This is a genomic window from Paenibacillus xylanexedens (assembly GCF_001908275.1).
Taxonomy (GTDB): domain Bacteria; phylum Bacillota; class Bacilli; order Paenibacillales; family Paenibacillaceae; genus Paenibacillus; species Paenibacillus xylanexedens_A.
Map to the genome: position 1 here is coordinate 381,794 of NZ_CP018620.1, position 24,257 is coordinate 406,050.

The 24,257-nt window shown below is 47.7% G+C and carries 19 protein-coding genes; 4 read left to right on the forward strand and 15 right to left on the reverse strand.

The features are described 5' to 3' along the window. Positions 1–20: 20 nt before the first annotated feature. From nikC to BS614_RS01565, 8 genes are all read right to left on the reverse strand, one after another. Entirely contained in the window at positions 21–851 is an 831-nt protein-coding gene (gene nikC / locus BS614_RS01530; protein WP_074092700.1) for a nickel ABC transporter permease subunit NikC, read from the reverse strand. After that, positions 848–1,792, reverse strand: coding sequence for a nickel ABC transporter permease subunit NikB (gene nikB / locus BS614_RS01535; protein WP_017691682.1), 945 nt, complete (start codon positions 1,790–1,792; stop codon positions 848–850). Before nikB ends, nikC begins: the two co-directional genes overlap by 4 nt. Positions 1,793–1,867: 75 nt before the next feature. Beyond that, positions 1,868–3,502: a nickel ABC transporter substrate-binding protein gene (gene nikA, locus BS614_RS01540; RefSeq protein WP_074096642.1), complete on the reverse strand. Its 1,635-nt coding sequence runs from the start codon at positions 3,500–3,502 to the stop codon at positions 1,868–1,870. A 294-nt stretch (positions 3,503–3,796) separates the two neighbouring features. Further along, positions 3,797–4,738, reverse strand: coding sequence for a glycoside hydrolase family 113 (locus tag BS614_RS01545; RefSeq protein WP_074092701.1), 942 nt, complete (start codon positions 4,736–4,738; stop codon positions 3,797–3,799). Between the two features lie 146 nt (positions 4,739–4,884). Further along, entirely contained in the window at positions 4,885–5,922 is a 1,038-nt protein-coding gene (locus BS614_RS01550; RefSeq protein WP_074092702.1) for a glycoside hydrolase family 130 protein, read from the reverse strand. A gap of 267 nt (positions 5,923–6,189) precedes the next feature. Next, a complete protein-coding gene (locus BS614_RS01555) occupies positions 6,190–7,023 on the reverse strand; it encodes a carbohydrate ABC transporter permease (RefSeq protein WP_074092703.1) in 834 nt (277 codons plus the stop codon). A gap of 2 nt (positions 7,024–7,025) precedes the next feature. Continuing rightward, complete coding sequence (locus BS614_RS01560; RefSeq protein ID WP_074092704.1) at positions 7,026–7,913, reverse strand: carbohydrate ABC transporter permease; 888 nt, start codon at positions 7,911–7,913, stop codon at positions 7,026–7,028. Between the two features lie 188 nt (positions 7,914–8,101). Further along, the gene (locus BS614_RS01565; protein WP_036606600.1) at positions 8,102–9,415 is read right to left on the reverse strand and encodes an ABC transporter substrate-binding protein; all 1,314 of its coding nucleotides are present in this window, start codon (positions 9,413–9,415) and stop codon (positions 8,102–8,104) included. Positions 9,416–9,639: 224 nt separating this feature from the next. On the opposite strand from BS614_RS01565, the gene BS614_RS01570 reads away from it, so the two are divergent. The 3 genes from BS614_RS01570 to BS614_RS01580 all read left to right on the forward strand — a co-directional run bounded on the left by BS614_RS01570 (position 9,640) and on the right by BS614_RS01580 (position 13,228). Continuing rightward, positions 9,640–10,830: an AGE family epimerase/isomerase gene (locus BS614_RS01570; RefSeq protein ID WP_074092705.1), complete on the forward strand. Its 1,191-nt coding sequence runs from the start codon at positions 9,640–9,642 to the stop codon at positions 10,828–10,830. Beyond that, the gene (locus BS614_RS01575; RefSeq protein ID WP_074092706.1) at positions 10,827–12,011 is read left to right on the forward strand and encodes a glycoside hydrolase family 130 protein; all 1,185 of its coding nucleotides are present in this window, start codon (positions 10,827–10,829) and stop codon (positions 12,009–12,011) included. Before BS614_RS01570 ends, BS614_RS01575 begins: the two co-directional genes overlap by 4 nt. A 140-nt stretch (positions 12,012–12,151) precedes the next feature. Then, positions 12,152–13,228, forward strand: a complete 1,077-nt coding sequence (locus BS614_RS01580; protein ID WP_244898251.1) for a substrate-binding domain-containing protein — start codon at positions 12,152–12,154, stop codon at positions 13,226–13,228. A gap of 75 nt (positions 13,229–13,303) precedes the next feature. Here BS614_RS01580 and BS614_RS01585 read toward each other — a convergent pair whose 3' ends face one another. The 3 genes from BS614_RS01585 to BS614_RS01595 all read right to left on the reverse strand — a co-directional run bounded on the left by BS614_RS01585 (position 13,304) and on the right by BS614_RS01595 (position 16,541). Next, the gene (locus tag BS614_RS01585) at positions 13,304–13,981 is read right to left on the reverse strand and encodes a hypothetical protein (RefSeq protein WP_074092708.1); all 678 of its coding nucleotides are present in this window, start codon (positions 13,979–13,981) and stop codon (positions 13,304–13,306) included. Between the two features lie 326 nt (positions 13,982–14,307). Further along, positions 14,308–15,735: a pectate lyase family protein gene (locus BS614_RS01590; protein ID WP_074092709.1), complete on the reverse strand. Its 1,428-nt coding sequence runs from the start codon at positions 15,733–15,735 to the stop codon at positions 14,308–14,310. Between the two features lie 290 nt (positions 15,736–16,025). Further along, complete coding sequence (locus BS614_RS01595) at positions 16,026–16,541, reverse strand: DUF2179 domain-containing protein (protein WP_036606590.1); 516 nt, start codon at positions 16,539–16,541, stop codon at positions 16,026–16,028. Between the two features lie 346 nt (positions 16,542–16,887). Here BS614_RS01595 and BS614_RS01600 point away from each other — a divergent pair, with 346 nt between their 5' ends. Beyond that, positions 16,888–18,096, forward strand: coding sequence for a Leu/Phe/Val dehydrogenase (locus BS614_RS01600; RefSeq protein ID WP_280523092.1), 1,209 nt, complete (start codon positions 16,888–16,890; stop codon positions 18,094–18,096). Positions 18,097–18,819: 723 nt separating this feature from the next. Here the strand turns inward: BS614_RS01600 and BS614_RS01605 are convergent. From BS614_RS01605 to BS614_RS01625, 4 genes are all read right to left on the reverse strand, one after another. Further along, complete coding sequence (locus BS614_RS01605) at positions 18,820–20,487, reverse strand: hypothetical protein (protein WP_074092711.1); 1,668 nt, start codon at positions 20,485–20,487, stop codon at positions 18,820–18,822. A gap of 1 nt (position 20,488) precedes the next feature. Next, positions 20,489–21,274, reverse strand: a complete 786-nt coding sequence (locus tag BS614_RS01610; protein ID WP_036606587.1) for an ABC transporter ATP-binding protein — start codon at positions 21,272–21,274, stop codon at positions 20,489–20,491. Positions 21,275–21,508: 234 nt separating this feature from the next. Beyond that, on the reverse strand, positions 21,509–23,035 hold the full coding sequence (locus BS614_RS01615) for an RICIN domain-containing protein (protein ID WP_244898252.1): 1,527 nt from the start codon (positions 23,033–23,035) through the stop codon (positions 21,509–21,511). A gap of 360 nt (positions 23,036–23,395) precedes the next feature. After that, positions 23,396–24,031 (reverse strand): PepSY domain-containing protein, encoded by a 636-nt coding sequence (locus BS614_RS01625; RefSeq protein ID WP_084174365.1) that lies wholly within the window; start codon positions 24,029–24,031, stop codon positions 23,396–23,398. Positions 24,032–24,257 lie beyond the last annotated feature (226 nt).

A 24,257-nucleotide genomic window follows, 5' to 3' on the forward strand; every position in this document is an offset into this window, starting at 1 on the left:
TATGCTTCGGTTCCGACTCACTACCTTTTTGCAATGCCATAACGCTCAGATAACGCTTCTCCCAAAATGTTGAACGTAATGACTACCAGCAGAATCAATGCACCCGGGTAGATCATCAACTCCGGATGACTGCGAATGTAACCTGTTCCTTCATGAATCATGGCTCCCCATTCTGCATTTGGTGGTTGAATACCGAGTCCTAGGAATGACAGAGCAGATATATCCATAATCGCCCATCCCATCTCCAGCGTACCCATCACAACGATCGGACGCTGCACGTTGGGGATGATATGTTTGCGAATAATCGTCCACGAAGAAGAGCCGCTAACCCGCGCCGCCGCAATGAAGTTCCGTTCCTTCAGACTAACGACCATGTTCCGGCAGATACGTGCATAATATACCCACTGCACCATCATGAGGGCCAGAAGCACCTGCATCAGACCTGGACCAAAAATCCCCACAATACCCAGCACAAGCACCAGATTCGGAAACGCCATAATGCCTTCACACAAGCGCATCAACAGACTGTCCACCCAGCCACCAAGGTAACCGGAGATTGAACCTACAATGACACCTATGAGCAAAGAAGACAGAAAGATCAGGGTGGCAAATCCGAGCGACACCCGCGCTCCATACATCAGTCTGGTGAGATTGTCGCGTCCCAGATGATCCGTTCCGAGCCAATGCTCAAGCGATGGACTCGCCAGCTTCTGCAACAGATTCACCTTCACAGGGTCATGAGGAGCAATCCATGGAGCTAGTAACGCGATCACGAAGAAAAGCAATATGATCACCGAGCAGATCTGGATGGCTCTCTGTCCTTTAAATACCGCACGCCATTTGTTTATCAATGTTCTGCCCGTCCTTTCGCTGAAATCCGTGGGTCCATAACGAGCTGCACCAGATCAACGAGCAGATTGCATACGATGAACAGGCAGGCCGCCAGGAAGACATAACATTGAATAACGGGAATATCCCGATTAAATATCGCATCGACAAAATAACGTCCGAACCCAGGCCAGGAAAACACCTGCTCTACAATAATGGTGCCTGTGAGCAGCTTGCCCATACTCATCCCCATCCCCGTAATAAGGGGCGATATGGCGATTTTCAGGACATGCTTGAGCATAATCACTCTTTCGCGAATCCCGCGTGTTCTCGCATACTGTACATATGTCTCCTGCAATTGCTCCAGTACACTGGAACGTAACAATCGGGTGTAGACCGCAATAAGAATCAAGGAAAGTGTAATCGTAGGCAGAACCAGATTCTCCCACGAGCCACGCCCCTCCACAGGCAGCCAGTCCAGTTTCACCGAGAAGAAAAAAATCAACAGGTAACCGAGCCAAAATTGCGGGATCGACGCGCCAAAATAGGAAATCGCCCTGCTGATCATGTCAATCCAGCTGTTTTTGTACACTGCGGCCAGTATTCCCAATGGAATACTCACCAAAGCGGATAACAACATACTCCAGAAGGCTAGCTCAGCCGTAGCGGGAAGCCTTAGTTTCACTTCATCCCATACGGGTTTATTGGTGAGATACGAAGTGCCGAAGTCGAGCTTGGTAATCTTCTGGATCGTATGCGCATATTGGGTTAACAAAGGCTGATCCAGACCGAATTCATGCCGCTTTTGCGCAAGCAGCTCAGGTGTGGGATAGATATGAGCGGCTGTCAGATAAGCCTCGGCTGGATCAACCGGTGAAATATGAATAAGCGCAAAGGTAACAAGTGTAGCGATAAAAACGATAGGAATGATTGCGATCATTCGTTTACCGATATAACTGATCACCAAACGTTCCCCCTTTTATCAAGCTACATGACCTTGCCAAGGCCTTACCGCTTCCGAAATTAAAGTAAATACGACTTATTGATTGCCCAATTCGATTCCTACAAACGGATTTTCGTCACGGTTCGCCGGAAAAATAAAGTTGGAGATTTTCTTCTGATATACAGCCGTTTTCTTAATATAAGAGATCGGTACGATCGCCGATTGCTCCTGAAGTGTTTTCAGGATAGAGCCATATAACTCTTGGCGTTTCGTCTCGTCTGTGGATGACAGGGCTGCATGCACCTGATCGTCCAGTTCCTTTTTCATCGGCAACGCACTCAGGGTCTCGGAAATCCCGAATCCAGGGCTTGCTACAACATTAATGAAGGAATGTGGATCATATGGAGCGCCATAGTTGTACCAGAAATACAGGTCGAAACCATTGGCTTTCAAACGTTTGATCTGTACCGTCAGTTCCAGTCCAGTGAGGTTTACCTTAACCCCAAGCTCGCTCCATTCTGCCTGAATGGTCTCAGCCATCGCTTTCTGAATCGGATCGGTCTTGTCAAAAATCATCTCAAAATCAAGCTGCTGCCCGTCTTTCTCACGAACTGTACCACCTGCAGGCAGTTTCCAACCCGCTTCATCCAGTAAAGCTTTGGATTTCTCCACGTCATACGTGATCGGTTCCAGGTCTACATTGGTGTACGGATAGTTTTTGGACAATACGGTATCGGCTGGTTCTTCCAAACCGGAAGTCACGCCTTCCACCATCGCCTTTTTGTTAAACCCTTGCTGGAGCGCCATCCGCACTCTGACATCGGACAGCTTTGGATTGGAAGAGTTCAGCAGCAAGCTGCGAGTACCCACCGGATCAGACAATTGGGTCACATATTTATCATTGTCACGCAGCTCCTGGAACGCATCCAGACTGATCATACCTTCACCATAGATCAAGTCGAGATCGCCTTTTTCAAAAGCAAGGACACGAGTTTCACCGTCAGGAATGATTTTGACCGTAATCTGATCCACCTTTGGTGCTGTTCCCCAATAATTCGGGTTGCGTTTGAAAACAGCATATTCGTCCTGCTTGTATTCAGCCAGCATCCACGGGCCCGTTCCAACCGGCTCTTTGATGCCTTGGGATGTATCTCCGTCATCCGGGAATCCGGCTTCACCCAGGAAGCGGAACGGACGGACCACAGACAAGTCCTGAAGAACAGGATAATACGGCTCTGTGAGTGTCATGCGGAAAGTCTGATCGTCCACAACCTCGGTCTTGTCGAGCACACCTACAATGCCCAGCCAGCTATGTGTATCTTTATTTTTCATTACAGCATCAAAGTTCTTTTTCACAATCTCAGCATTAAATGGTGTACCATCTGAGAATTTCACACCTTGGCGAAGCTTGAATGTATATACTTTGCCGTCATCGGAGATGGTCCATGATTCTGCCAGAGCAGGTTCCAGTTTTCCGTCCTTCTGGTAACTGATCAGCGGCTCATAGAGCATGGATTGGGCAAATAATTGCGAAGGATTGTACGTGTGCGGATTCATTGTACCGATATCACGTGGCCATGACATCGTAATCGACTTCGTAGATGTTTGATCCGAAGCAGCAGATGAGGATTCATCTCCACTTCCTGTATTGCTGCAACCCACAATAACGAATAACAACAAGAGCATAGTTGCCAGCGTGAGGGCCGAAGATTTGCGATGTTGTACAGACATGGATGTTGAACCCCTTTTCTCTATTTTATGATAATGATTATCATATTCATCCATTAAGAATAGGCAGGAGCCCTCCTTTTGTCAACAAAATTCGACATAGTATGCATCACTACTAAATATGCCAAAAAAGCCCTTCCTGTAGGAGGAAAGGCTTCTTGACATGAATGTGAATTACAACTGAAAAAATAAGCTCCACCATAATCTGTTATTCCTTGCTCACAACATGGAAATCACGAAAGTACATATGCAGATATATTACTGAATTCCATCTTCATACGCCTTCTTGTTTCTCATTTAAACTTCTACAGCGATGCCCTCATAGAACCGACGAATCACCTGCTCCGCTGGCTTACCGTAAACTCCATATCCGTCATCGGTCAGCGCATCCTTCTCCGTGTGCAGATTTGCACTCCAATCCCACAGACCGAATCCGCGTACCCAGTCACGCTGACTGACATGCCGGAACATCGCCTCATAGAAACGCTCTTGTTCCTCCGCATTCACTTCGCCTTCCAGTCCCCAATCGTTTGGTACCTGGGCTGATCCGCTACGGCTGGGACAGCCTGCTTCCGCGAAGAAAAAGGGTTTACCATAGGGATCAATCGCCTGTTCAATACGATCCAGTTGCGCCTCCCAATCTCCGATGGGATAGTAACCACTGGAAGAGATGACATCCACGGCATCCCACCATTTCACATGACCTTCCTGATATTTGTCCGTGTTGTATGACACCAGTCCCGTGTACACTTCACGCACAGCGGCGATCACCTCGCGCCACTCTTCATCCCGACGCTCGGATTGCACCATCTCACAGCCTACGATGAACATCTCACACTTTTCCTGCTCTGCAATCCCTGCATAATGCTTCTGAAATGCCGTGTAACTGCGGAACCAATCCTTCCACTTCGGCTCACAAGGCACATCGATATCAAAAAAGTTAATGTGTGCACGCCATGTGCCGTCGGTGCAGTTAACGGTTGGTTTCAGAATGATACGCAGCCCGAGTGTACGGGCATAACGAATCATGTCGATCAGTTCATCATCCTCCACCAGATGTTCACCCCGATACTTGACCTCTACCTCCTGTGGATGATCCTGATGTGCAGCCAGTGCAAAAATGACATGAGAACTGCCTGTACGTTCAGCCATCAGGCGCAAGGATTCTTTGGCTTCCGGCTTGCGGAAGTCGCCCTTGCCACTCATCCAGCCAAATGTAAATCCCTTGATGTACTTCATATGCATTGCTCCCTAATGTTTCTGTTCACTTAATGTAAATACAATGACCGAATATATACACTTTCACTACGATTGCAGTACCATCTTCCGATCGCCGTTATGCGACCCCTTCGCTTCTTCAGATTGGTTCTGCAATTTCACTTTAATTACAGCTTGCCCTCTTCATGGTCTCCTGCAATGACTTCGTCCGTCTCGATCACATAGTTCACGATTTCTTCGATGGTTGTGTAAGCCACGCCCACATACGTGTCGGCAGCGCCGTAATAGATGGCGATACGTCCGGTCTCGGCATCATGCAGTGTTGCACACGGGAAGATGACGTTATCAACGAAGCCTTGTTCTTCGTACCATTTTTCCGGTGTCAGTACGAAGTTAGAAGAACGATATTTTACTTTGGACGGCTCATCCAGATCCAGAATGACCGCCCCCATGCTATAGACAAAACCGTTACAGGTTCCAGTTACGCCGTGGTAGAACATCAGCCAGCCTTCGGACGTTTCGATCGGAGCGGGCCCGCCGCCAATTTTGACCGATTGCCACCAACCTTGGCCGCCCTTGCTCATCACATGACGATGCTTGCCCCAATACACCAGATCCGGGCTTTCACTCAGGAAAATGTCTCCGAATGGGGTATGTCCACTGTCGCTCGGTCTGGACAACATCACATAGTTATCGTTGATTTTACGCGGGAACAATACGCCATTACGGTTGAACGGCAGCATTGGATTTTCGAGGCGGACAAATGTTTTGAAGTCTTCTGTTTTGGCCAGGCCCAGTGCTGCGCCATAGAAGTCTGTACACCAGATGATGTAATACGTGTCTTCGACTTTGACCAAACGTGGATCGTACGCATAGTTCGGCATGAACGGATCGCCATTTTCTTCTACAAATGCAATGCGTTCCTCTTCAATTGTCCACTCCAAACCGTCTTCGCTTGCACCCATGTGCAAATGCGGACGGCCATTAACGGTTTCGGCGCGGAATACCCCGATGAACTTTCCTTCATAGGGAATAACGGCACTGTTGAAAATACGGGCAACGCCTTTGACCGGGTTACGCGGAACCACGGGGTTCGCCGAGTGTCTCCATACCGGGCCTTCCGTTCCCTCCGGTTTGGCTTCCCATGGCATATTCGGCAAAGCGTCCCCAACAATGTGTACGTTTTTCGTTTCGGCAACTGACATTTTTCATTTCTCCCTTAGGTTAGGCTTTATGAAATGAATACTTAAAATTGCACTAGACCACTTTGATGACAGAACAACCTTCCGATCGCCGTTATCCCCAGATTTTTTTGATCCCCTTATAAAAGGGAAAAATCCGGGGATAGCGTATGCTTCCGGAGCGAGCTTTCTTTCAGAAAGCTTTTAGCGCCCCCTCCGTTTCTCCAGCTTTTTTCTGTCCTCTTCGTTCCTGTGCATTCTCATATGCATTTCATATAGCCTTTCGTTTTTTTATTTAACTGAGCCTTGCGCGAAGCCATTGTAGATGTACTTCTGTAACAAAAGGAAGATGATCATGGTTGGTATAATGGCGATCATGATGCCGGCGCTGATGACTTCCCACTGCGATCCGAAAGGTCCCTTGAATTTGAACAAGGCGGTGGATATGACCTGTAGATCGGTCTTTGGCATGTACAGGAACGGTGTGTAGAAGTCGTTATAGATGTTCACACCCTTCACGATAATGACCGTCACAATGGCCGGTTTCAGCAGTGGCAGAATGATTTTCCAGTAGATCGTGAAGTACGACGCGCCGTCCAGCATGGCGGATTCATCCAGTGCACTTGAGATGGAGCCCAGGAATTGCAGGAAGATATAAACCGCGATGATATCTGTACCCAGGTACATCACGATGGCCGCCCAGCGTGTGTTAAACAGGTCGAGCGCGTTGATGATCTGGAATGTAGCAACCTGCGTCGTAACACTTGGAATCAGGGTAGCGAGCAGAAATGCCGCGACCATAATTTTCTTGCCCTTGAATTTGAACCGATCCAGTACATACGCGATCATGGAACCGGTTAAAGTCGCTCCTATAATGGAGATGATCAGGATAATAATTGTATTTTTGAAACCGACCAGCATGTTGCCATCCACAAAAGCCTTCGTATAGTTCGCAAAGTTCAGCCAGTTGGCTGGTGGAGCAAGCGGGCTGCTGGTAGCGTATTCCGCATTCGTTTTGAGAGATGCAAACAGGATGACCACGATGGGCAAAAGCGCGATAAACGCCGCAATAACCAGGGAAGCATATTTAACCACGCTCGCAAGGGTGTATTTGAGTTGTGTCACGTTTATTCCTCCCCTTTCATGGTGACGCGCTGCACAAGCGTAACGAGAATAACGATCAAGAGCAGCACCACAGCCATGGCGGATGCCAGTCCCAGCTTGCCGTATTTAAACGCCAAATGAACCGTCTGGATTACAAATGTCATACTGCCGTTGGAACCATCGGTCATGATATATGGAATATCGAACGCACTAATTGCGCCGCTAATCGCCAAGATCAGGTTGAGCTGCAGGATGCGTGTAATGCTTGGCAGGATGATGTGGCGGAATTGCTGCCAGCGATTGGCACCATCAATATCGGATGCTTCATACACATCCTTCGGAATGGAGGAGATTGCACCCAGGAAAATGATAAAGTTGAAGCCCATGTATCTCCATACTGATGCACCTGCGAGTGACACGTTGATAATATTCGGATTACCGAGCCAGAGCTGCGTGTATTGTCCCAGCCCTACAGCATGCATGAGCATATCGAGTGTACCGTCCGGTTTGAAGAAAAAGAGGAAGATAAAACCGATGGCTACACCGTTCAGCAAATATGGAAAGAACAGTATGCCTTTGAAAAAGTTTTTGCCTCGAACTTTGAAACTCAGAATGGTGGCAAAGTAAAGCGCCAAGCCCATCTGTAAGAACGTAGCCACGAAGTAGTACAAGCTGACAATAAATACTTTGAAGTATTCGGGATCACTGAAGATGCGCGTATAGTTCTCAAACCCAACATAATCAAACCTTTTACTGTATCCGTTCCAATCGGTAAAACTGTATTTGAACATGTTGATGACAGGTAAGTATGCAAACGTGAACAGCAACGCCAGCGGAATAATTGAGAAGGCACAGATGATAAATATGCGTTGCGCTGAGTAACCCCAATTCGAAACCTTTAAGTACTTCATGCTCTCCACACCTCCAAGCGGTTCACCCGCCTATATATCGAAAGACTCCCGTCAAATGGAATTCCTGCGGAATAACTGCCGGGGAAGAGTATGGGTATCATGCTTTCAAATACCACATACTCCATTCACAAATGGATTCCTATATCCCCGCAGTCCATTCATCACCTGATCCACTTACGTTAATCCCATTATTTCGTGAGTTCTGCTCTTGCTTTGACCCATTTGTCGTTCAGATCTTTCATGATGTCGTCATACGATTCCTTGCGGTTCCCAATACCTGCTTCGATAATGCGTTTCTTGAAGTCAGGCTGCCAGAGACCGATTTCGCCTTCGTTATCAATCTTGTCGACCAGACCTTCCTGACCTTCTTTGGCAGGTGTAAGCGTGGAGAATTTCACATCTTTATATTGATCCAAAATCGGTGGCAATTCAGCATTCTTGTCTGCATCCATACCGCCGCCCTGTTCAACTGCATAGTTCGATTTCGCCAGGAACCAGTCAATCCAGGCTTTGGCAGCAGGTTTGTTCTCACTGTTCACGTTCATGCCGATGTTATAGTCTGCGGAGAGCGGAACCACAACCTCACTTGCATTGGTTGGGAAAGGTAAGAATCCGATGTCGTCCGGGGTATCCGTCATGCCTTGGATCTGTGTGATCGCCCAAGAGCCCAGTGCCATTGTGGCAATTTTGCCTTTGGCGAGATCCGCTTTGGAGCTTTCCCAGTCGGTTGTTGTTGGATCTTTCTCGATTAGACCGTTCTTGGCTGCATCATAGAGCACTTTGTACAGTTCATAGTGCGGCTGACCAGGCACAAAGTTCTCATCTGTGTTCGGTTGGTCCACGTTAACGTAATCCACACTGCCTGCAACGGTTGGCAGATCGGATTCCCATTGGGTGAGAGCCCAGCCGGATGCATAGTTGGTGTAGAGCGGAACCGCATCTGTATTGTCTTTGACCAATTGAAGTGCAGCCTGGAATTGCTCCGGTGTTTTTGGCAATTCGGTAACGCCTGCGTCTTTGAAGACCTGTTTGTTATAAATGATTCCTGAGAACGTGATCACGGTAGGGATACCGTAGACCTGACCATCCACCATGCGTTCTTCAATGGCGGTGTATTTGTCTTTCAATTCATCGTACGTGCCGAGCGGCTCGAAAAAGTCCGGGATATCTGCGATCGGAACACTGGTCGGGATCATCAGTACGTCACCATAATCCTTGGTGCTCATACGGATTTTCACTTGTCCTTCGTAGTCGGCCAGCGCCTGAAAGTTTACTTTTACATCAGGATATTCCTTGTTGAATTCTGCCGCGTAATCTTTGAATACGGTATCCACAATATCTGTCCGTTGCGTCAGAACGGTTATTTCACCTTTGATATCTGCCGGATCTGTACTGATCTCCTCCCCTGCCTGCGAAGATCCACCTCCGGATGAACATGCAGCAAGTAGTGAAGTGATGAGCAGCATCGTCAGCAACATCATCCAACCTTTGTTTTTTCTCAATTGTTTCGACCCCTCTCTTAAGTTAATTAAGTTATCGTTAAGGTTACAAAATGAATTCTATTATGGTAACGCTTACCTGTCAATTAAATTATTTATAACTTAACAAGAAAAATTGCGATGCATTTCGTTGACATCTGTTTTTTAGAGCACTAATATGGATTAATAAAGTTACCGATAACTTAATTTAATTAGATTGATGCACTATTTTGAAGGAGCGCTCACTTATGAATACAAAAACAACTGAACTTCAATCTGAGATTAAGGAGCATTGGGAGAAGCAGATTTTACCCTTCTGGTCCAACCTTAAGGATACAACCCACGGTGGATTCTACGGTTGGGTTGGCAATGATCTTCAGGTTAATCAACAGGCGCCCAAAGGCGGGATCGCCACGGCACGGCAATTATGGTCTTTTGCAGCAGCCTATCGGGTTACCGGAAACGAAAGATGGCGCGATCACGCGGAGCACGCCTATCGGTTTCTCGCTGATCATGTGATGGACACCGAATATGGCGGTATGTACTGGATGGTAGATTACACAGGGGAAGCACTGGACACGAGCAAACATGTGTATACGCAATCATTCGGCGTGTATTCACTCAGTGAGTACTATCGTGCTACCGGGGATGCTTCTGCATTGGAACTTGCGAAAACGCTTTTTGCTCTAATCGAGGACAAAGGTCTGGATGCCGAACTACCTGCGTACAAGGAACAATTTGATCGCACATGGAAGGAACAGCCCAATGAAATGCTGAGCGAAAATGGGGTGATTGCGGATTACACAATGAATACGCATATCCATGTGTTAGAGGCCTACACCACGCTCTATAGAGTGTGGCCGGATCAACAAGTGAAGGCAGCGCTGGAACGCCTGCTCGGAATTCTATATGAACGGGTGTATGACCAAGACACCAAGTTTCTCGGGGTATTTTTCAACAAACAGTGGGAATCCATCATCGATCTGCGCTCGTTCGGACATGACATTGAAGCCAGCTGGCTGATCGACGAAACACTGAAAGTGCTGGGACTGGAACAACATCCGGAGTATGCGGCGATGGTAACGGATATTGCCTATAACATCTCCAACGTGGCCGTAAATGCCGATGGTTCCCTGCTAAATGAACAAGAAGGTGAACATATCGATGAGAAGCGAATCTGGTGGGTTCAGGCAGAGGCGATGGTTGGTTTCTATAATACGTATCAGCGTACAGGTGATCCACTGTTTCTGGAGAGAGTGGAACGCTTGTGGACTTATACAAAAGAAAACATCATTGATCAGCGCGCTGGCGGGGAATGGTACTGGTCGGTTGACCGCAACGGAACACCGGATCAGAGCGAAATTGCCGGACCGTGGAAATGCCCGTATCACAATAGCAGATTCTGTATTGAACTAATCGAGAGGATGGGATCAGAATGATACACCCGAAATACAAGGAGTTACTGGAGAAACAGGAGCAGCTACTTAGTCGCCCTAATGAGATCAATTCTTCCTTTTACAACGGCATATATGATCGGTACCAATATCCGGTAATCACTCGCCATCATGTACCGCTGCATTGGAGATTCGATCTGAATGAGACGACAAACCCGCATTTCATGGAACGCCTGGGCATTAACGCAACACTGAATCCGGGAGCCATCTATTTCAATGGCAAATACATCATGGTCATCCGTACGGAAGGATTGGATCGCAAATCAATCTTTGCACTCGCCGAGAGTGACAATGGAATTGACGGGTTCCGTTTCACGGATAAACCATTGGTCTGGAATGATATCGATGCGGATGAAACCAATCAGTATGATATGCGCCTTGTTCAACATGAAGATGGCTGGATCTATGGCATCTATTGCTCGGAACGCAAAGACCCGGAGGCTCCTGCATTTGATACATCCAGCGCAGTTGCACAGGCAGGACTGGTTCGTACACGGGATCTTACAAGCTGGGAACGGTTGCCCAACATCACAACGAATTCCCCTCAACAGCGCAATGTCGTATTGCACCCGGAATTCGTGGATGGAAAATATGCCTTCTACACACGTCCACAGGACGGATTCATCTCGACAGGCAGCGGCGGCGGAATCGCCTTTGGTCTGTGTGAGGATATCTTGAACCCTGTCATTCATGAAGAGACAATTATCGACGAACGGCAATATCATACGGTATATGAGGTCAAAAACGGTCAAGGCCCTGCTCCGCTCAAGACGGATCGTGGCTGGATTCACATTGCTCACGGAGTTCGGAACACCGCGGCAGGCCTGCGTTATGTGTTATACACCTTCGCTACGGATCTGAATGATCCGGCGCGTATGATCGCCAAGCCGGGCGGCCACTTCATTGCCCCTTATGACGATGAGCGTGTAGGCGATGTATCCAATGTTATTTTCTGCAACGGTGCTGTGGTCAATGAAGATGACGAGGTCTTTATCTATTACGCTTCCAGTGATACCCGCTGTCATGTGGCAACAACGACGCTCGAAAAACTAGTCGATTATACGTTCAATACACCGGCTGATCCATATCGTTCCTTGGATTGTGCTAGCCAGCGGGGTCAGCTGATTGAACAGAATGAGAAGCTTTTACAGAAACAATTGACATAACATCGGTAGAGCGTCCTCTCAGGTAAACCTGCAATGTGCTGAAAATTAGCTAAACAACAGCCAGAATGGCTTTATTCCAAGTGGGTAACGATGTATACTGATATGGATTGTTATTATGTTGGAAGAAAGTGTTCATCATAGTGACAGCACATTGTGCCTATACCGGCTTGAAGGAGGCGACCATACTGAAGAACAATATCACCATGCGGGATATCGCCGACAGGCTCGGGGTCAGCAGTGTGACCGTCTCGAAAGCATTGAATGATAAAGATGGCGTGAGTGGCGAATTAAAGGAAAAAATTAAAGTGCTTGCTGTTGAAATGGGCTATCGGTATAATGCTGTTGCCCGTTCGATGAAGGAAGGCTTAACCCATAATATTGGCGTAATTATCCCGGAGCGTTTTACCGGACCTACGCAGTCGTTCTATGTACGCGTGTTCCAGCGCATCACCAAACATCTGGAGGAACAGGGCTACTACGGCATTCTGCACATTCTGAATGTGGAGGATGAGGAAGAATTAACGTTGCCCAAGCTGTACAGTGACAACAAGGTCGATGGTTTCATCGTGCTCGGACAGATCAGCAAAGAGTATATTGAACTGGTGCGATCGATGGAAGTTCCCAAAATGTTTCTCGACTTCTACGATGAACATTCGGACATCGATTCCGTTGTTACCGATAACTTCTACGCTGCCTATGAGCTGACGAACTATCTGGTTCAGCAGGGCCACCGTAACATTGCTTATGTAGGGAACTTGTATTCCACGAGCAGCATCCAGGACCGATTCCTCGGGTACTACAAATCCTTGCTGGAACATCGCTTGCCGATGAATCCGGATCTGGTTCTGAATGATCGGGATGAACGGGGTACGTTTATTGAGATTGATCTGCCGGAACAGCTGCCAACCGCTTTTGTATGCAACTGTGATCAGGTCGCTCATCTGCTCGTTCAGAAACTGACTTCCATGGATATTCAGGTGCCTGGCCAATGCTCTGTTGTTGGTTTTGATAATGATATCTATGCCACGCTCTCCGATCCCAAGCTCACAACCGTCGAAGTGGATGTGGAACAGATGGCACGCACGGCAGTTCAGTCCATGCTCAAAAAGGTCGACAACCCAAACCGCAGTTTCGGCCGTGTACACGTGAAAGGCAACATCATCTATCGTGACTCGGTGAGTGCTGTGTCTGCCTCATCAGATACTATGGATATTTGAATTAAAAAATGAAATAAACGAACACAGATGACTGGCCTTTATCTTACGGGCCAGTCTTTTCTGATGCATCGGAGCTTAACGACGGCGATGATCTGTTGAATTTTTCAAAAATGTAGTCGTTCTCCAAATCGAGAGGATGAGGATCAGCTCATACACATTGGTTAAAGCTCCGGTTTCCACTGGCAAGGAGATTAACTGCCCTACAAACAACAAGGCAGTTCCAACAAACAGCCAAACCCATTTATGTTTGAAAAGAACGACCAGGCTAACAAATAACAGAACAATCCCCACGATGATCACCATCATCGGCGGACCTCCATGACCTTCTGCCATATATCTCAGTACTCCATACTCTTCTGTAACTTTGAGATTTTTAACCTCAGATAAAGTAAAGCCTACAATCTGGTAGATAACCAGACCTAAAGTTATCAGCCATGCTACCACACTCGTTATACTTCTATTGGCAAACTTGGTACCTGAGCTGCGCAAGATATGGTAGCCAACAAGAATAAGGGTAGGGGTAGCAAAGGCATGTAGCCAAAATCGAAGGCTACTGAGAACCATTAACACTTCCCCATCCCCTATCAAATTACCTACAGCAATAATTCCATTGTCATATGCCAAGCTGAACGCTACAAATAGCTGAAAACTGGAATACGCGAGCCATTGCTTCCTCTGGGTTAAATCGAAGGCCATCCAAACAACAAGTATCAAATAAACAAGCGTAAGTGCGGAATATATCCATACATCCAAGTTGCTTCACCATCCTTATGAGTCAATTCTAATAAATTATATTTACCGGTAAGTAAAATTACAAGGCGTACTTGTATAAATGGTTAATTTGTCATAAATTACTCACAAAGGTAATGAAGATAAATAAAGATTCACAACGATCACCGGCGAGACCAACACATGCTGTAGCTGGAGATGATCCACCCTAACAAGGAGTCACTTTTCAAGCGGCCCGCCAAACTGTTTATGGAGCCGATTCATATAAAAAGAGCACTCCCGGCTATCGTAGCTGCAGGAGCACTCTTTTCCTTATTTGAAGAACGTAAAAGCAACAGGTTACTTTGATATCAATAACTTGTCTTCAACCAATTGTCCTTGGACCAGGTCAGTTTACCCGAACCCGCGCCATTGGAAGCCGTGAGGCGTGCATTCAACGTAGATGGATCATCCGTGGTATAGCTGTAAGGAAGTGTCGAGAAGCCGTTCCAGGAGAACGATTTCACCACGGCCGGGATTGGCGCCAGTGGACTGCCAGACGTATCACTGCTGCCACGGAATGAGCTTCCATCCAAAGAATACATGGTATCGGTCACTCTGATTTTGCCGGTATAGGTTGGATCTGCCGGATCGGTCTGATTGTTGCGCACAGGATACAGCACGTCCTTGATGACTGATTTCTCAACTAATACGGCTCCGCTCTCTGTGGAGATTGCCCCATTGCCAATGATATCGAATTTATAACCTTTGGATGCAATCGCTGTTGCCATCGCCGTTGTAATTTTGGCTTTAGCGGCACGTGCCCCTGTCGCATCCATCACGATGTTATATGCATGTGCGTTGCCTCCACGCAGGCGTGGCATCCGATCCTGAATATCTTTGTACAGATTATGGTGCAGGGTCATGGACAGGTTGGCGTTAGCTGATTCCAGGCTGGTCGAACCGACCAGATGTCCTTTCTTTTGTGGTCCCGAGATGGCGATAATATCGGCTTTGCTGAGACCTACAGCACTGCTGCGCAGGTAGTTGTACATGGGATAGGAAGCCTTATTTGCTTCCAATTCGTTAATCTGCTGGGTGACCCAGCTGTTCGAGCTGCCGTCATCCCCTTTGAAGAGGGACCAGGAGATGGTCACGCCGCTGGTTCCTTTTTTCGAATCGATGAGTCCGTCATAGGCTTTATTAAATGTGCAGTGATCAATCCATACGTTGCTGTTCTCCTCCAGGGTGATGTAATCCCAATCGTTCTTGTCGTAATCACCTTTGGTGGATTCATCCCATTCCCATAACTCATCAAACTCCAGGTTGCGGATGATGACATTTGAGCTTCGTTTCACGCTGATCGCAGCGTGTTTGATCTTGGAACCATTGGTGGAGAAAATCGTGAGTCCATTGAAACCGTCAATCGTGAGCTTGCTGACACCGGTCTGTTTTAATACGGGATGTGTCAGCGCATCATTATGCTTGGCAAAAGGAGAAGTCTGCGCTGCGCTCGGAATTTCATTCCATCCCAGATTCAGATCGTTCATGATCTCAACAACTTTGACACCGGAGTTCTTTTTCAGTGCCAGTGCCAGATCGGTCGCATTATACACTTTCTTATACGTGGCTGTGTTTGATTCGCTGATGATACCGCCACCCGCATTCCCTTGGGAGAAGCCTGTAAGATTGTAGTCTGCGTTACCCGCTGCCTGCACACTTGCCGGGCCGGACAATAAAGTTAACCCCAACGTTAGAGCCAGAGCTGTGCTGCATAGGCTTCGAAATTTGCTTTTCATCGATTCCATTCCTCCCAATATATGATGATTACATTCGCCCATCGCTGCCATGCCAAGTTACGAAGGACATGTTCTCAATGTAAGTGTTGAAAGCGATTACAACAATAATCCCTATCTCACATGTGGTTAGGAAAGGCTGGTATGGTAAGGGTTTGTACTGTAAGCAACCTTGAATCGTACAGAGTTAACTTGGGGAGTAAGGTTTCAGGAATATATCGTGGTAACAAGAACATTCCAGATGGGATGAAATTAAAAAAGCAGGACTGCATCTGCCGCAGACCTGCTCGATTTTACTTTTTGATGGAACGTGTCCAGAAGCCGCCATGGAACTGTTTAGGCTCCACGGTAATAACAAATGCTTTGGGGTCCAGATCGAGAATCGTCTGGTAGAGCAATTTCTGGTTTTTACGTTTTGCCAGAATCTCCATCACAAGCCGATCTCCATCACGTCCACTGCCCACCCATGCAGTAACACCATATCCTTTATCTCGCAGGGCATTCGCGACGTTATTGCCCATCTGGTTACAGATGACTTTAACGGTAACGTAACCGAGCGCGATCTTCTCTTCAATCCACGCACCGAGCAACACTCCCAGTCCATAACCCACCGCGTACACGATCAGGGCCGAAGGCTGAGTCAGGTATTGGAGCACAAGATTCAGACCGAGTACATAGATCACAATCTCACCCATGCTGATCAGTGCGGCGATGTATTTCTGTCCTTTGAGTGTCAGAATCATCCGGAGTGTATAAGCGGATACGTACACAATCTGGATCAAAAAGATAAATACCAATATTTTAAACAATCACAATCCCTCTTTCCTGGCCCTCACAACGGAATTGGCCCTTTGCTGCATATACTCGACGATTTCGTTTCATCTATGCTTCCTGTATGTTCGCTCTATCTCCATCATTGGACGTTATGCCCTCATTCTAAACGGTTGAATGTAAATCCGTAGGCATTTTCTGCTCTCTGGCATGCCGGAACTGCAATTATAGAACCGTTTGTACCGATTATCAACCCGGCGGAGGTCCCAGGGGCGAAAACGGGGGTCTTTGAATATGCTGTATCATCATAAAGCCAAGCACGCTGGCACAGGATATCAGGTCAAAACCAGGATGGATGGGTCAAAACAAAAAGGGGGTGCCGTCATGCAGCTATGGCAGGAGATGGAGCGGGAAAGCATGGAGGAACTCATTTTTTGCCATGATGCAGATAGTGGATTGAGGGCGGTCATTGCCATTCATAACACGGTCCTTGGACCTGCGCTCGGCGGATGTCGCTACTGGACGTATGCGTCCGAGGAAGAAGCTGTTCGGGATGCTGTGAAACTTGCCAGAGGCATGACGTACAAAAATGCAATCTCCGGACTGCCGTATGGTGGCGGGAAAGTGGTCATATGGAATGTGCCTTTTGCGAAGAATGCAAAACCGGATGAGGATGGTTGCGGATCCCAAAGTGCTGAGCAGGTCGCTGGAGATCTAGGGGTAGAGCAGCAAAAGGGCGCTGAACGGGAAGTCGTCGCCGATCAGGGTGCTGATCGTATAGATAAAAGCCTGGATACGGACGTATCCAAGCGGGCGCAGCGCTTTCGCGCACTGGGTCGTTGTCTGGAGCGGCTGAACGGACGGTACGTGACCGGTCTTGATCTGGGTACCACGGCGACAGACATGGACCAGATCCGACTGGAGACCGCACATGTGACGGACACCACGGGTTCGCTTGGGGCGCAAGATGACTTCACTGCCGAGATGACCGCCTACGGCGTACACATCGGCATTGTGACCTCGCTGCGCCAGCAAGGCATTGCATCTTTGCAGGGCATTCCCGTTGCCGTCCAGGGACTGGGCAAGGTCGGGTATGCCCTGTGCCGTTACCTGCATGCAGCCGGGGCACGGCTCATTGTGGCAGACGTTGTACCGGAGCGTGTACAACGTGCCCTTGTGCAGTTCAGCGGCGCCATCCCGGCCGATCCGGCCCATATCCACGCCGCTGACTGCAAGGTCTTCGCCCCCTGTGCCCTAGGGGGCGTACTGACCCCGGCAACGGTGGAGGAGCTGCGCTGCTCCATCGTTGCCGGGGCGGCCAACAACCAGCTGAGTGAACGACAGCTGGTTGCAGGCCGCATGCAGGCGCGCGGCATCCTGTACGCGCCTGATTATGTGCTCAACGCAGGCGGAATCATCTCCACCGCCTACGAGCTGGAAGGCGCCGGGCCTGACCTGATCCGCCAAAAAGTGGCGGGGATTGCAGGCACGCTGAGCAAGGTATACGCAGAGGCTACGCAATCTGCGATCTCCACAGCCGATGCAGCCGATCGGCTGGCGGAATCCATCCTCCGAGCAGGCGATAAAAAATAGGGCACCCCACTCTGCCCAAAGATGCAGATCAAGAACCGCTCCAATAGCTGGCCCCTAAGCTGTATACAAGTTCAGAAGCATCCCGTATTGGCTTACTCACTTCGCTACAATTCACGGTGGTGATTGTGTACTCATGCGTTCTCACACACCTGAACCTAATATTTGCTTCCTGGGCGCGACGCTACTGCTAGTCCTTATTACTGACTAGGTACAGCTTCTGTATGCAAACATCCTGTCACCTAAGTATATTCATACCGCCAACACATCCGCCGCCACGCTATTGGCTCAAAGTTATAATATTACTTGGAACTCATCGTGGGCTTCGCTCGATTTCGATATTTCGATGTACCGAAAGTGAGCCTCCACTGCTTAACTCCATTTTAATGAACCTGATACACGTTATTAGCCCCTTTTGGCATGGATCTAATATCTAACGAATCTCAGACACGTTATTACGCCTAATTTGGTCCTTTTTCAAGCTAAATAGCTACTTTTCCGAAGGATAACGTTCCTGAGGTTCGTTAGAATTTATATTTCAGATTTTTACCCTGAATAGGTTGTCTCAGGTTCGTTAGCGCTGCGGCCGAAGGTTTCTTTGGGGTAGTATCTATGGGGTAGTATCACCTATCAAAAAGAGCTAACCCCGACATCCGTGTCTAGGTTAGCTCTTCTACCCTCTCTTATCGTTTAGCGCTCTTACTCTCTTACTCTACTACTCAATTCTTAAACTGCAACCGGCCTCTTCTTCACTGTCTTCTTCTCTCGAAACAGCAGCGTCCACAGCAACACATTCGCTACGATCAATAGCGCACCATAGATCCACACGCCCCCCGATACCGAACGGAAAAAGACATGGACTCCCCATAACATGGCGAGCACAGGGAGGGCGGCGAATACATACCAGCCATCACTTTGCTGCGCCATACTGAAGGATTGGGAGAACGGTGGCTTACGCAGCAACAACTTGCCTGCCAGTGGGACAAGGGCGGTCGCCGTCAACAAAATTATCGCAATATCCGGCAGTATCCGTGATCCGAATGTCCAGGTAAACAGAACGGCATTTGCCAGAAAAATAGGCAGGAACATGTTGCACAGGAACGCCTTCAGAGCGCCTTTGTATAACGCGCTATCATTCGCCATCGGCGCAGCGCGGAAGGTCCAGAACGCTTTATATTGTCCTGAAAATTTCAGCATGACTACAACCGTTACAACCAGCATTAGTACGATATAAAAAGTGTATACAAACGAACTTTGCCTAAACTCAGCCCAGGTAGAAGACTGCAATTCGGTAAACCAAAATACATAAGGTAAGACAAATGATAAACCAAGCGACGGATACACCTTCAGCTTGAATTCCCGTTCATTACGCATCATGCTGGCTGACAGACGGAAGCAAGCCTGCTCCTCTCTGGAACGACTGACCACCTTGGAGATCAACCGATCCCATCTTCCACGTCTGCGTCCGGAGGACTGACCCGAATGTGCCATTTTCTCCAAATACAATTCAAAGGAAGGCATAAGCTTCACATATACGATCAGACTTACCACAGGAACCAAAACTCCAAGGGCTGTGAACGTGTAGATCCACACATTCCCACCGCCCGCGAATAACCATTCATAGGCGGCCGCATACCATAACGGAGGCAGAAGCAACTGCCACCAAGCCGGGGTAAATACCATACCAAAGTCAATAATGCTGAACGAACGAATCACCAGCTGATAACCGATCGCAATCCCCACCGAAAGCAGAATCTGCACCATATTGATCATATCCTTCAGCTTCTCACCATCCAGAAACTTCATCATGAACAGATAGATCAGAGACGTTGTCACCAGAATCAGCATATTGATCAGAATCAGTTCTACAAGGAAAATCAGAAAGAATCCGATCCCATGCGTCACTAACGCAGCAATTAACGGTATACCGGTTAATGAACCCGTCAGCAATAGCAGATAAACGCCTGCGTGGATGGCTCGGGCCATCCCCACCGTTCGCCCATTAACGGGCTTCGTCATAATAATATTACGATCCCGAATGTCCAGCAGTACGGAGGAAAAATCCGAGATCATGGACGTCATGATCATAAACATTAAGATACCAAACACAAGACCCATCTGAAGCATGAAATGCCCCGTATCCCAGACGATGAAGGGAACCATCATCAGTCCCATTAATGCATACAACCACAGGGATCGAAGAAACTGATTCCCTTCCTTGCGCTCCTTTTTCCCTGAGTTGTTGGACAAAATGGTAGGTACTCTGCGTTGATCCATCTGGAACTTCACTCGCAAAATCAGGCGCAGCACATCATAATCCGCCCCTGTTCTGGCGATAAGCGGACGAAAGCGATCCAGAATCTTGAGTGTGCGGAAGTCGGAGGATTCCTCCATATCAGTACACCTCCTGCACAATCGATACAAATCGCTCCGCAATGGCTTTGTGCTCATTAAAGCCCGTTAATTGATTGAATACTTCCTCCAGCGTACCTTCCATGGATTGCTGTTGAAGCTGCTTGAACGTACCGTCTGCCACTACGCGTCCTTCAGCGATCAGTACAATTCGACTGCTGATCTTCTCCACCACATCCATGATGTGTGACGAATAGAAGATCGTTGTGCCTTTGGCTGACAATTGTGACAAAATCTCTTTGACCACCATCACACTATTGGCATCCAATCCGCTGAGCGGTTCATCCAGGAACAACAGATCCGGGTCATGTAGCAGCGCAGAGATTAACAGCACTTTCTGACGCATACCTTTGGAAAAGGATGCAATGCGGGAATGATATGATTTTTCCATTCCAAAACAATCCATCAATAGCTTGGCTTTGTAATCCGCATCTTCATAGGACATGCCGTATAACTCTCCCGTAAAAGTCAGATACTCCGCAGGCGTTAATTGTTCGTACAATTCCGCGACCTCCGGAACATAGCCGATTCTGCGTTTATACTCTACATCCCCATCTGCAATATCTTTACCAAAGATTCGCACCGTGCCTACATATCCTTCAACCAGCCCGAGTAAAATCTTAACCGTTGTACTCTTGCCAGCCCCATTGGGACCAATATATCCAATCATCTCACCGCGATTCACTTCCAGATCGATGCCGTTCAGCACATAACGTCCGTTGTATCTCATACGCAAGCTTTCAATGGATAGCACTTGTTGTTCACTCACTTCGTTATCCAGCTCCTGTCTCTATCTTTTTCTACAATTCTACTAGTTTACCACAGATTGGGATGGTAATGATCGGAAATAGGTCATGATGTACGTCATTATCTGGATATCCCCTTTGAGTATGAGCATCACGTAACAAGCGCGAACACATCACAAAGCCCCTGTCCCACCTTATGGTAAGAGACAAGGGCTTCCACTTTATGTTGAACCTTATTTTATAATATTTAAAACGTCTTACTGCACCTTAACAATCTGAAAATGCTGATTCGTACCGCCATTATCCGTCCACTGGATGGCCGCAGCCCCATCTGCCAGGGATTGACTGGAGATATCCAATACCTTGCCTGTACTGCGGTTCTTCAGTTTATAATAACCACCACCTACACTGACGAGTTGCCATTGCTGGCTGGCCCAGCCACCATCATTCCACTGTTCAATGACAGCCCCATCCGTCGTGGCACCATTCTCCACACCGATTAGCTTGCCACTGGAACGGTTGATGATTTTGACATAACCGCCACCCGCATCGGTAATTTGACCCGCATCGGTAATTTGCCACTGTTGACTGGTTGTTCCCCAATCTGCTCGCTGCTCCAGATCCGCACCGTTGACGGAAGAACCCCCAATGACATTCAGCAATTTGTTACTCTTACGACTAATCAGCTGATATGAAGCATTCGGGTCCCATACATCCGGTGTACTCACTCCGGTCACAGTCCCTGTTGCTGTATCAATCGTAATACTGCTGGCCCAGTTCATCGCCAGACTGGTTGCACTCGGGAATGAAAGTGGCAGCCAGACATACTTGGAATCCTGCACCGGTCCGCTCCATGCACCAGCCCAGCGATCACCCATGTAGAGATAAGATGTGGTCTGTGAACCTTCTACTGGAACAACATAGGTGGATTGAGAACCATACGTTGTGCTGTCGCCGAAGTTACTGAGGCCGCTCCATGTGCCTGTAATGCTGGAGGCTGTGGCATATTTGGCCTGATTCGGATTCCAGCCGGTCGCACCCGAGGTGATCAGGAAGTAGACGCCGTCTTTTTTGAATAGGGCTGGTGCTTCACGATATTGTCCGGGCCACAGCGTTGTGACTAGGGATTCCACACCCAGGAAATCCGGGGTCAGCTTATATATATTCAGATCTGCATTCACTCGGGTCGCGGAGATCAGATAAGCCGTTCCGTTATCGTTGTACACCGTCATATCTCTGGAATCATACCCAAGTGGACGATAACTGCCCACATACGTGTAGTTGCCATCAACTGTATTCGAAGTAGCTACCGCCACTCGGGCCTCGCCATAATCCAGACCATTCTCTTTGTGCATCCACAGCACATATTTGCCGGTAGCACTGTTGTAGATGACCTTTGGGCGTTCAATGTTAGAGATATTTAGCTCGGTAGCCGAGTTGCTGGTCAGCACATCATTACGATACTCCCAGTTCTTCAGATCCGATGAACGATACACGGACACTGCCTTGAACGTTCCATTCGTATTGCGGTTCTCTCCAAACCAGTAATAATACCCATTTGCCTTAATCATCCCGCCCCCATGAGCATGAACGACATTGCCATTGGTATCCTTGAACTGTATCCCGTTCGTTACACTAAGTGGAGCAGCTGAAGCATTCGGTCCGGGTGCAAGCAGCATACCTATGGATTGCAGCGCCAAAACCAAAGCAAGCAGATAACTTAAGCGGCGGGTAAAGCGACGTGATTGTGTATTCTTTTTCAACCATCCATCGTTCATAGCCATATCGTAATGCACCTCCATGTTTTTTGTGAAGCGCTTACATAAAATAAAATCGATATGTCTTATCTGCCTCCGATCGATGATGCATTTCAGCATTAGAATTCCTGGTAATACTGGCTGGGCGTTCACCTCCCTGATTCCGATTGTATCCGCCACGTTCCTGCTCGAATAGTGAACAATCCGGCGGAAGATGTACAATTTTATACTCCGCTCTCTCGATCAACAACAAAAAGACGCTTCCCCCGAAGCGTCCTCTGCTATACCTGCCCTGCCCCTCCATGATGTAACGATCTCTAACTGTGTGCGGCTGTTCATAGGCGGTTTTTATATGATGTTTTATCGGCGTATACTCGCCCTTATTGCTTAATCTTGGTCGTCAAAATCCTGGTCAAACGATAACACTTTACCTGTGTTGGCATCGATATCTACATCTGCTTCACCTTGAGCAGTTCTCAGTTCGATCTCATACACATAGCGACCATCATCATGATCCAGCTCGACTTTGGTTACTTTACCACCCGTAACTTGTTTCAACGCAATGTTTGAAGCCTGGGATGCCGTCAATTTGACCTGCTTGGAAGTAGAGTTATTAGATGTGTTGCCTGATACAGTACCTTTATAATCGTCGTCATCATCGTAGTCTTCATCATTCACGACCGCAAGGATTTTGCCTGTATAAGCATCCAGACGAACGACAACATCATTGGTTCCTTTTCTGTCGATCTCAACTTCATAGAACGTTTGGCCGTTTCTACGCTCCAGATCCACGTCATCCACTTTACCATCGGCTGCTTTTAACGCCAACGCTTTCGCTTGGGATGCATTCAGCATTTTACCTGTGCTGTTCTGATTCTGTGTTGCAGATTGTGTTGTTGACGTTGGTGCAGTTTGCACCGATTGTCCGTTCACATTCCCGCTAGCCGCTACGGCCGATCCACCAAGTAATACTGCTGCTGACAAGCTACCAATCCAAAGTTTATGTTTGTTCATCATCATCATTCATCTCCTCGTTGTTGTTGTTTCGTTCTCGTCTACATTTATAGAATAACCTGCAGGAATGAGAGATCAGCGAGAGTTAGATTAGAATTTGATGAGAAAATGAAGAGAATGCTCATTTAATGAGTGTTCATTATGTATGTAATCTAAAAGAAAAAGAAATGAAAAAGATGACCCCTAAACTAGGAATCATCTCTCTAAAGCAGTTTAACACTATATTTAATGTGTT

Excerpts from the sequence above, each read along its gene's own strand:
- nikA (WP_074096642.1), bottom strand. The coding sequence starts at position 3,502 with ATGTCTGTACAACATCGCAAATCTTCGGCCCTCACGCTGGCAACTATG.
- BS614_RS01550 (WP_074092702.1), bottom strand. The coding sequence starts at position 5,922 with ATGTCAGTTGCCGAAACGAAAAACGTACACATTGTTGGGGACGCTTTG.
- BS614_RS01615 (WP_244898252.1), bottom strand. The coding sequence starts at position 23,035 with ATGGCTATGAACGATGGATGGTTGAAAAAGAATACACAATCACGTCGC.
- BS614_RS01605 (WP_074092711.1), bottom strand. The coding sequence starts at position 20,487 with ATGGAGGAATCCTCCGACTTCCGCACACTCAAGATTCTGGATCGCTTT.
- BS614_RS01600 (WP_280523092.1), top strand. The coding sequence starts at position 16,888 with ATGCAGCTATGGCAGGAGATGGAGCGGGAAAGCATGGAGGAACTCATT.
- BS614_RS01625 (WP_084174365.1), bottom strand. The coding sequence starts at position 24,031 with ATGATGATGATGAACAAACATAAACTTTGGATTGGTAGCTTGTCAGCA.
- BS614_RS01545 (WP_074092701.1), bottom strand. The coding sequence starts at position 4,738 with ATGAAGTACATCAAGGGATTTACATTTGGCTGGATGAGTGGCAAGGGC.
- BS614_RS01575 (WP_074092706.1), top strand. The coding sequence starts at position 10,827 with ATGATACACCCGAAATACAAGGAGTTACTGGAGAAACAGGAGCAGCTA.
- BS614_RS01560 (WP_074092704.1), bottom strand. The coding sequence starts at position 7,913 with ATGAAGTACTTAAAGGTTTCGAATTGGGGTTACTCAGCGCAACGCATA.
- BS614_RS01590 (WP_074092709.1), bottom strand. The coding sequence starts at position 15,735 with ATGAAAAGCAAATTTCGAAGCCTATGCAGCACAGCTCTGGCTCTAACG.
- BS614_RS01570 (WP_074092705.1), top strand. The coding sequence starts at position 9,640 with ATGAATACAAAAACAACTGAACTTCAATCTGAGATTAAGGAGCATTGG.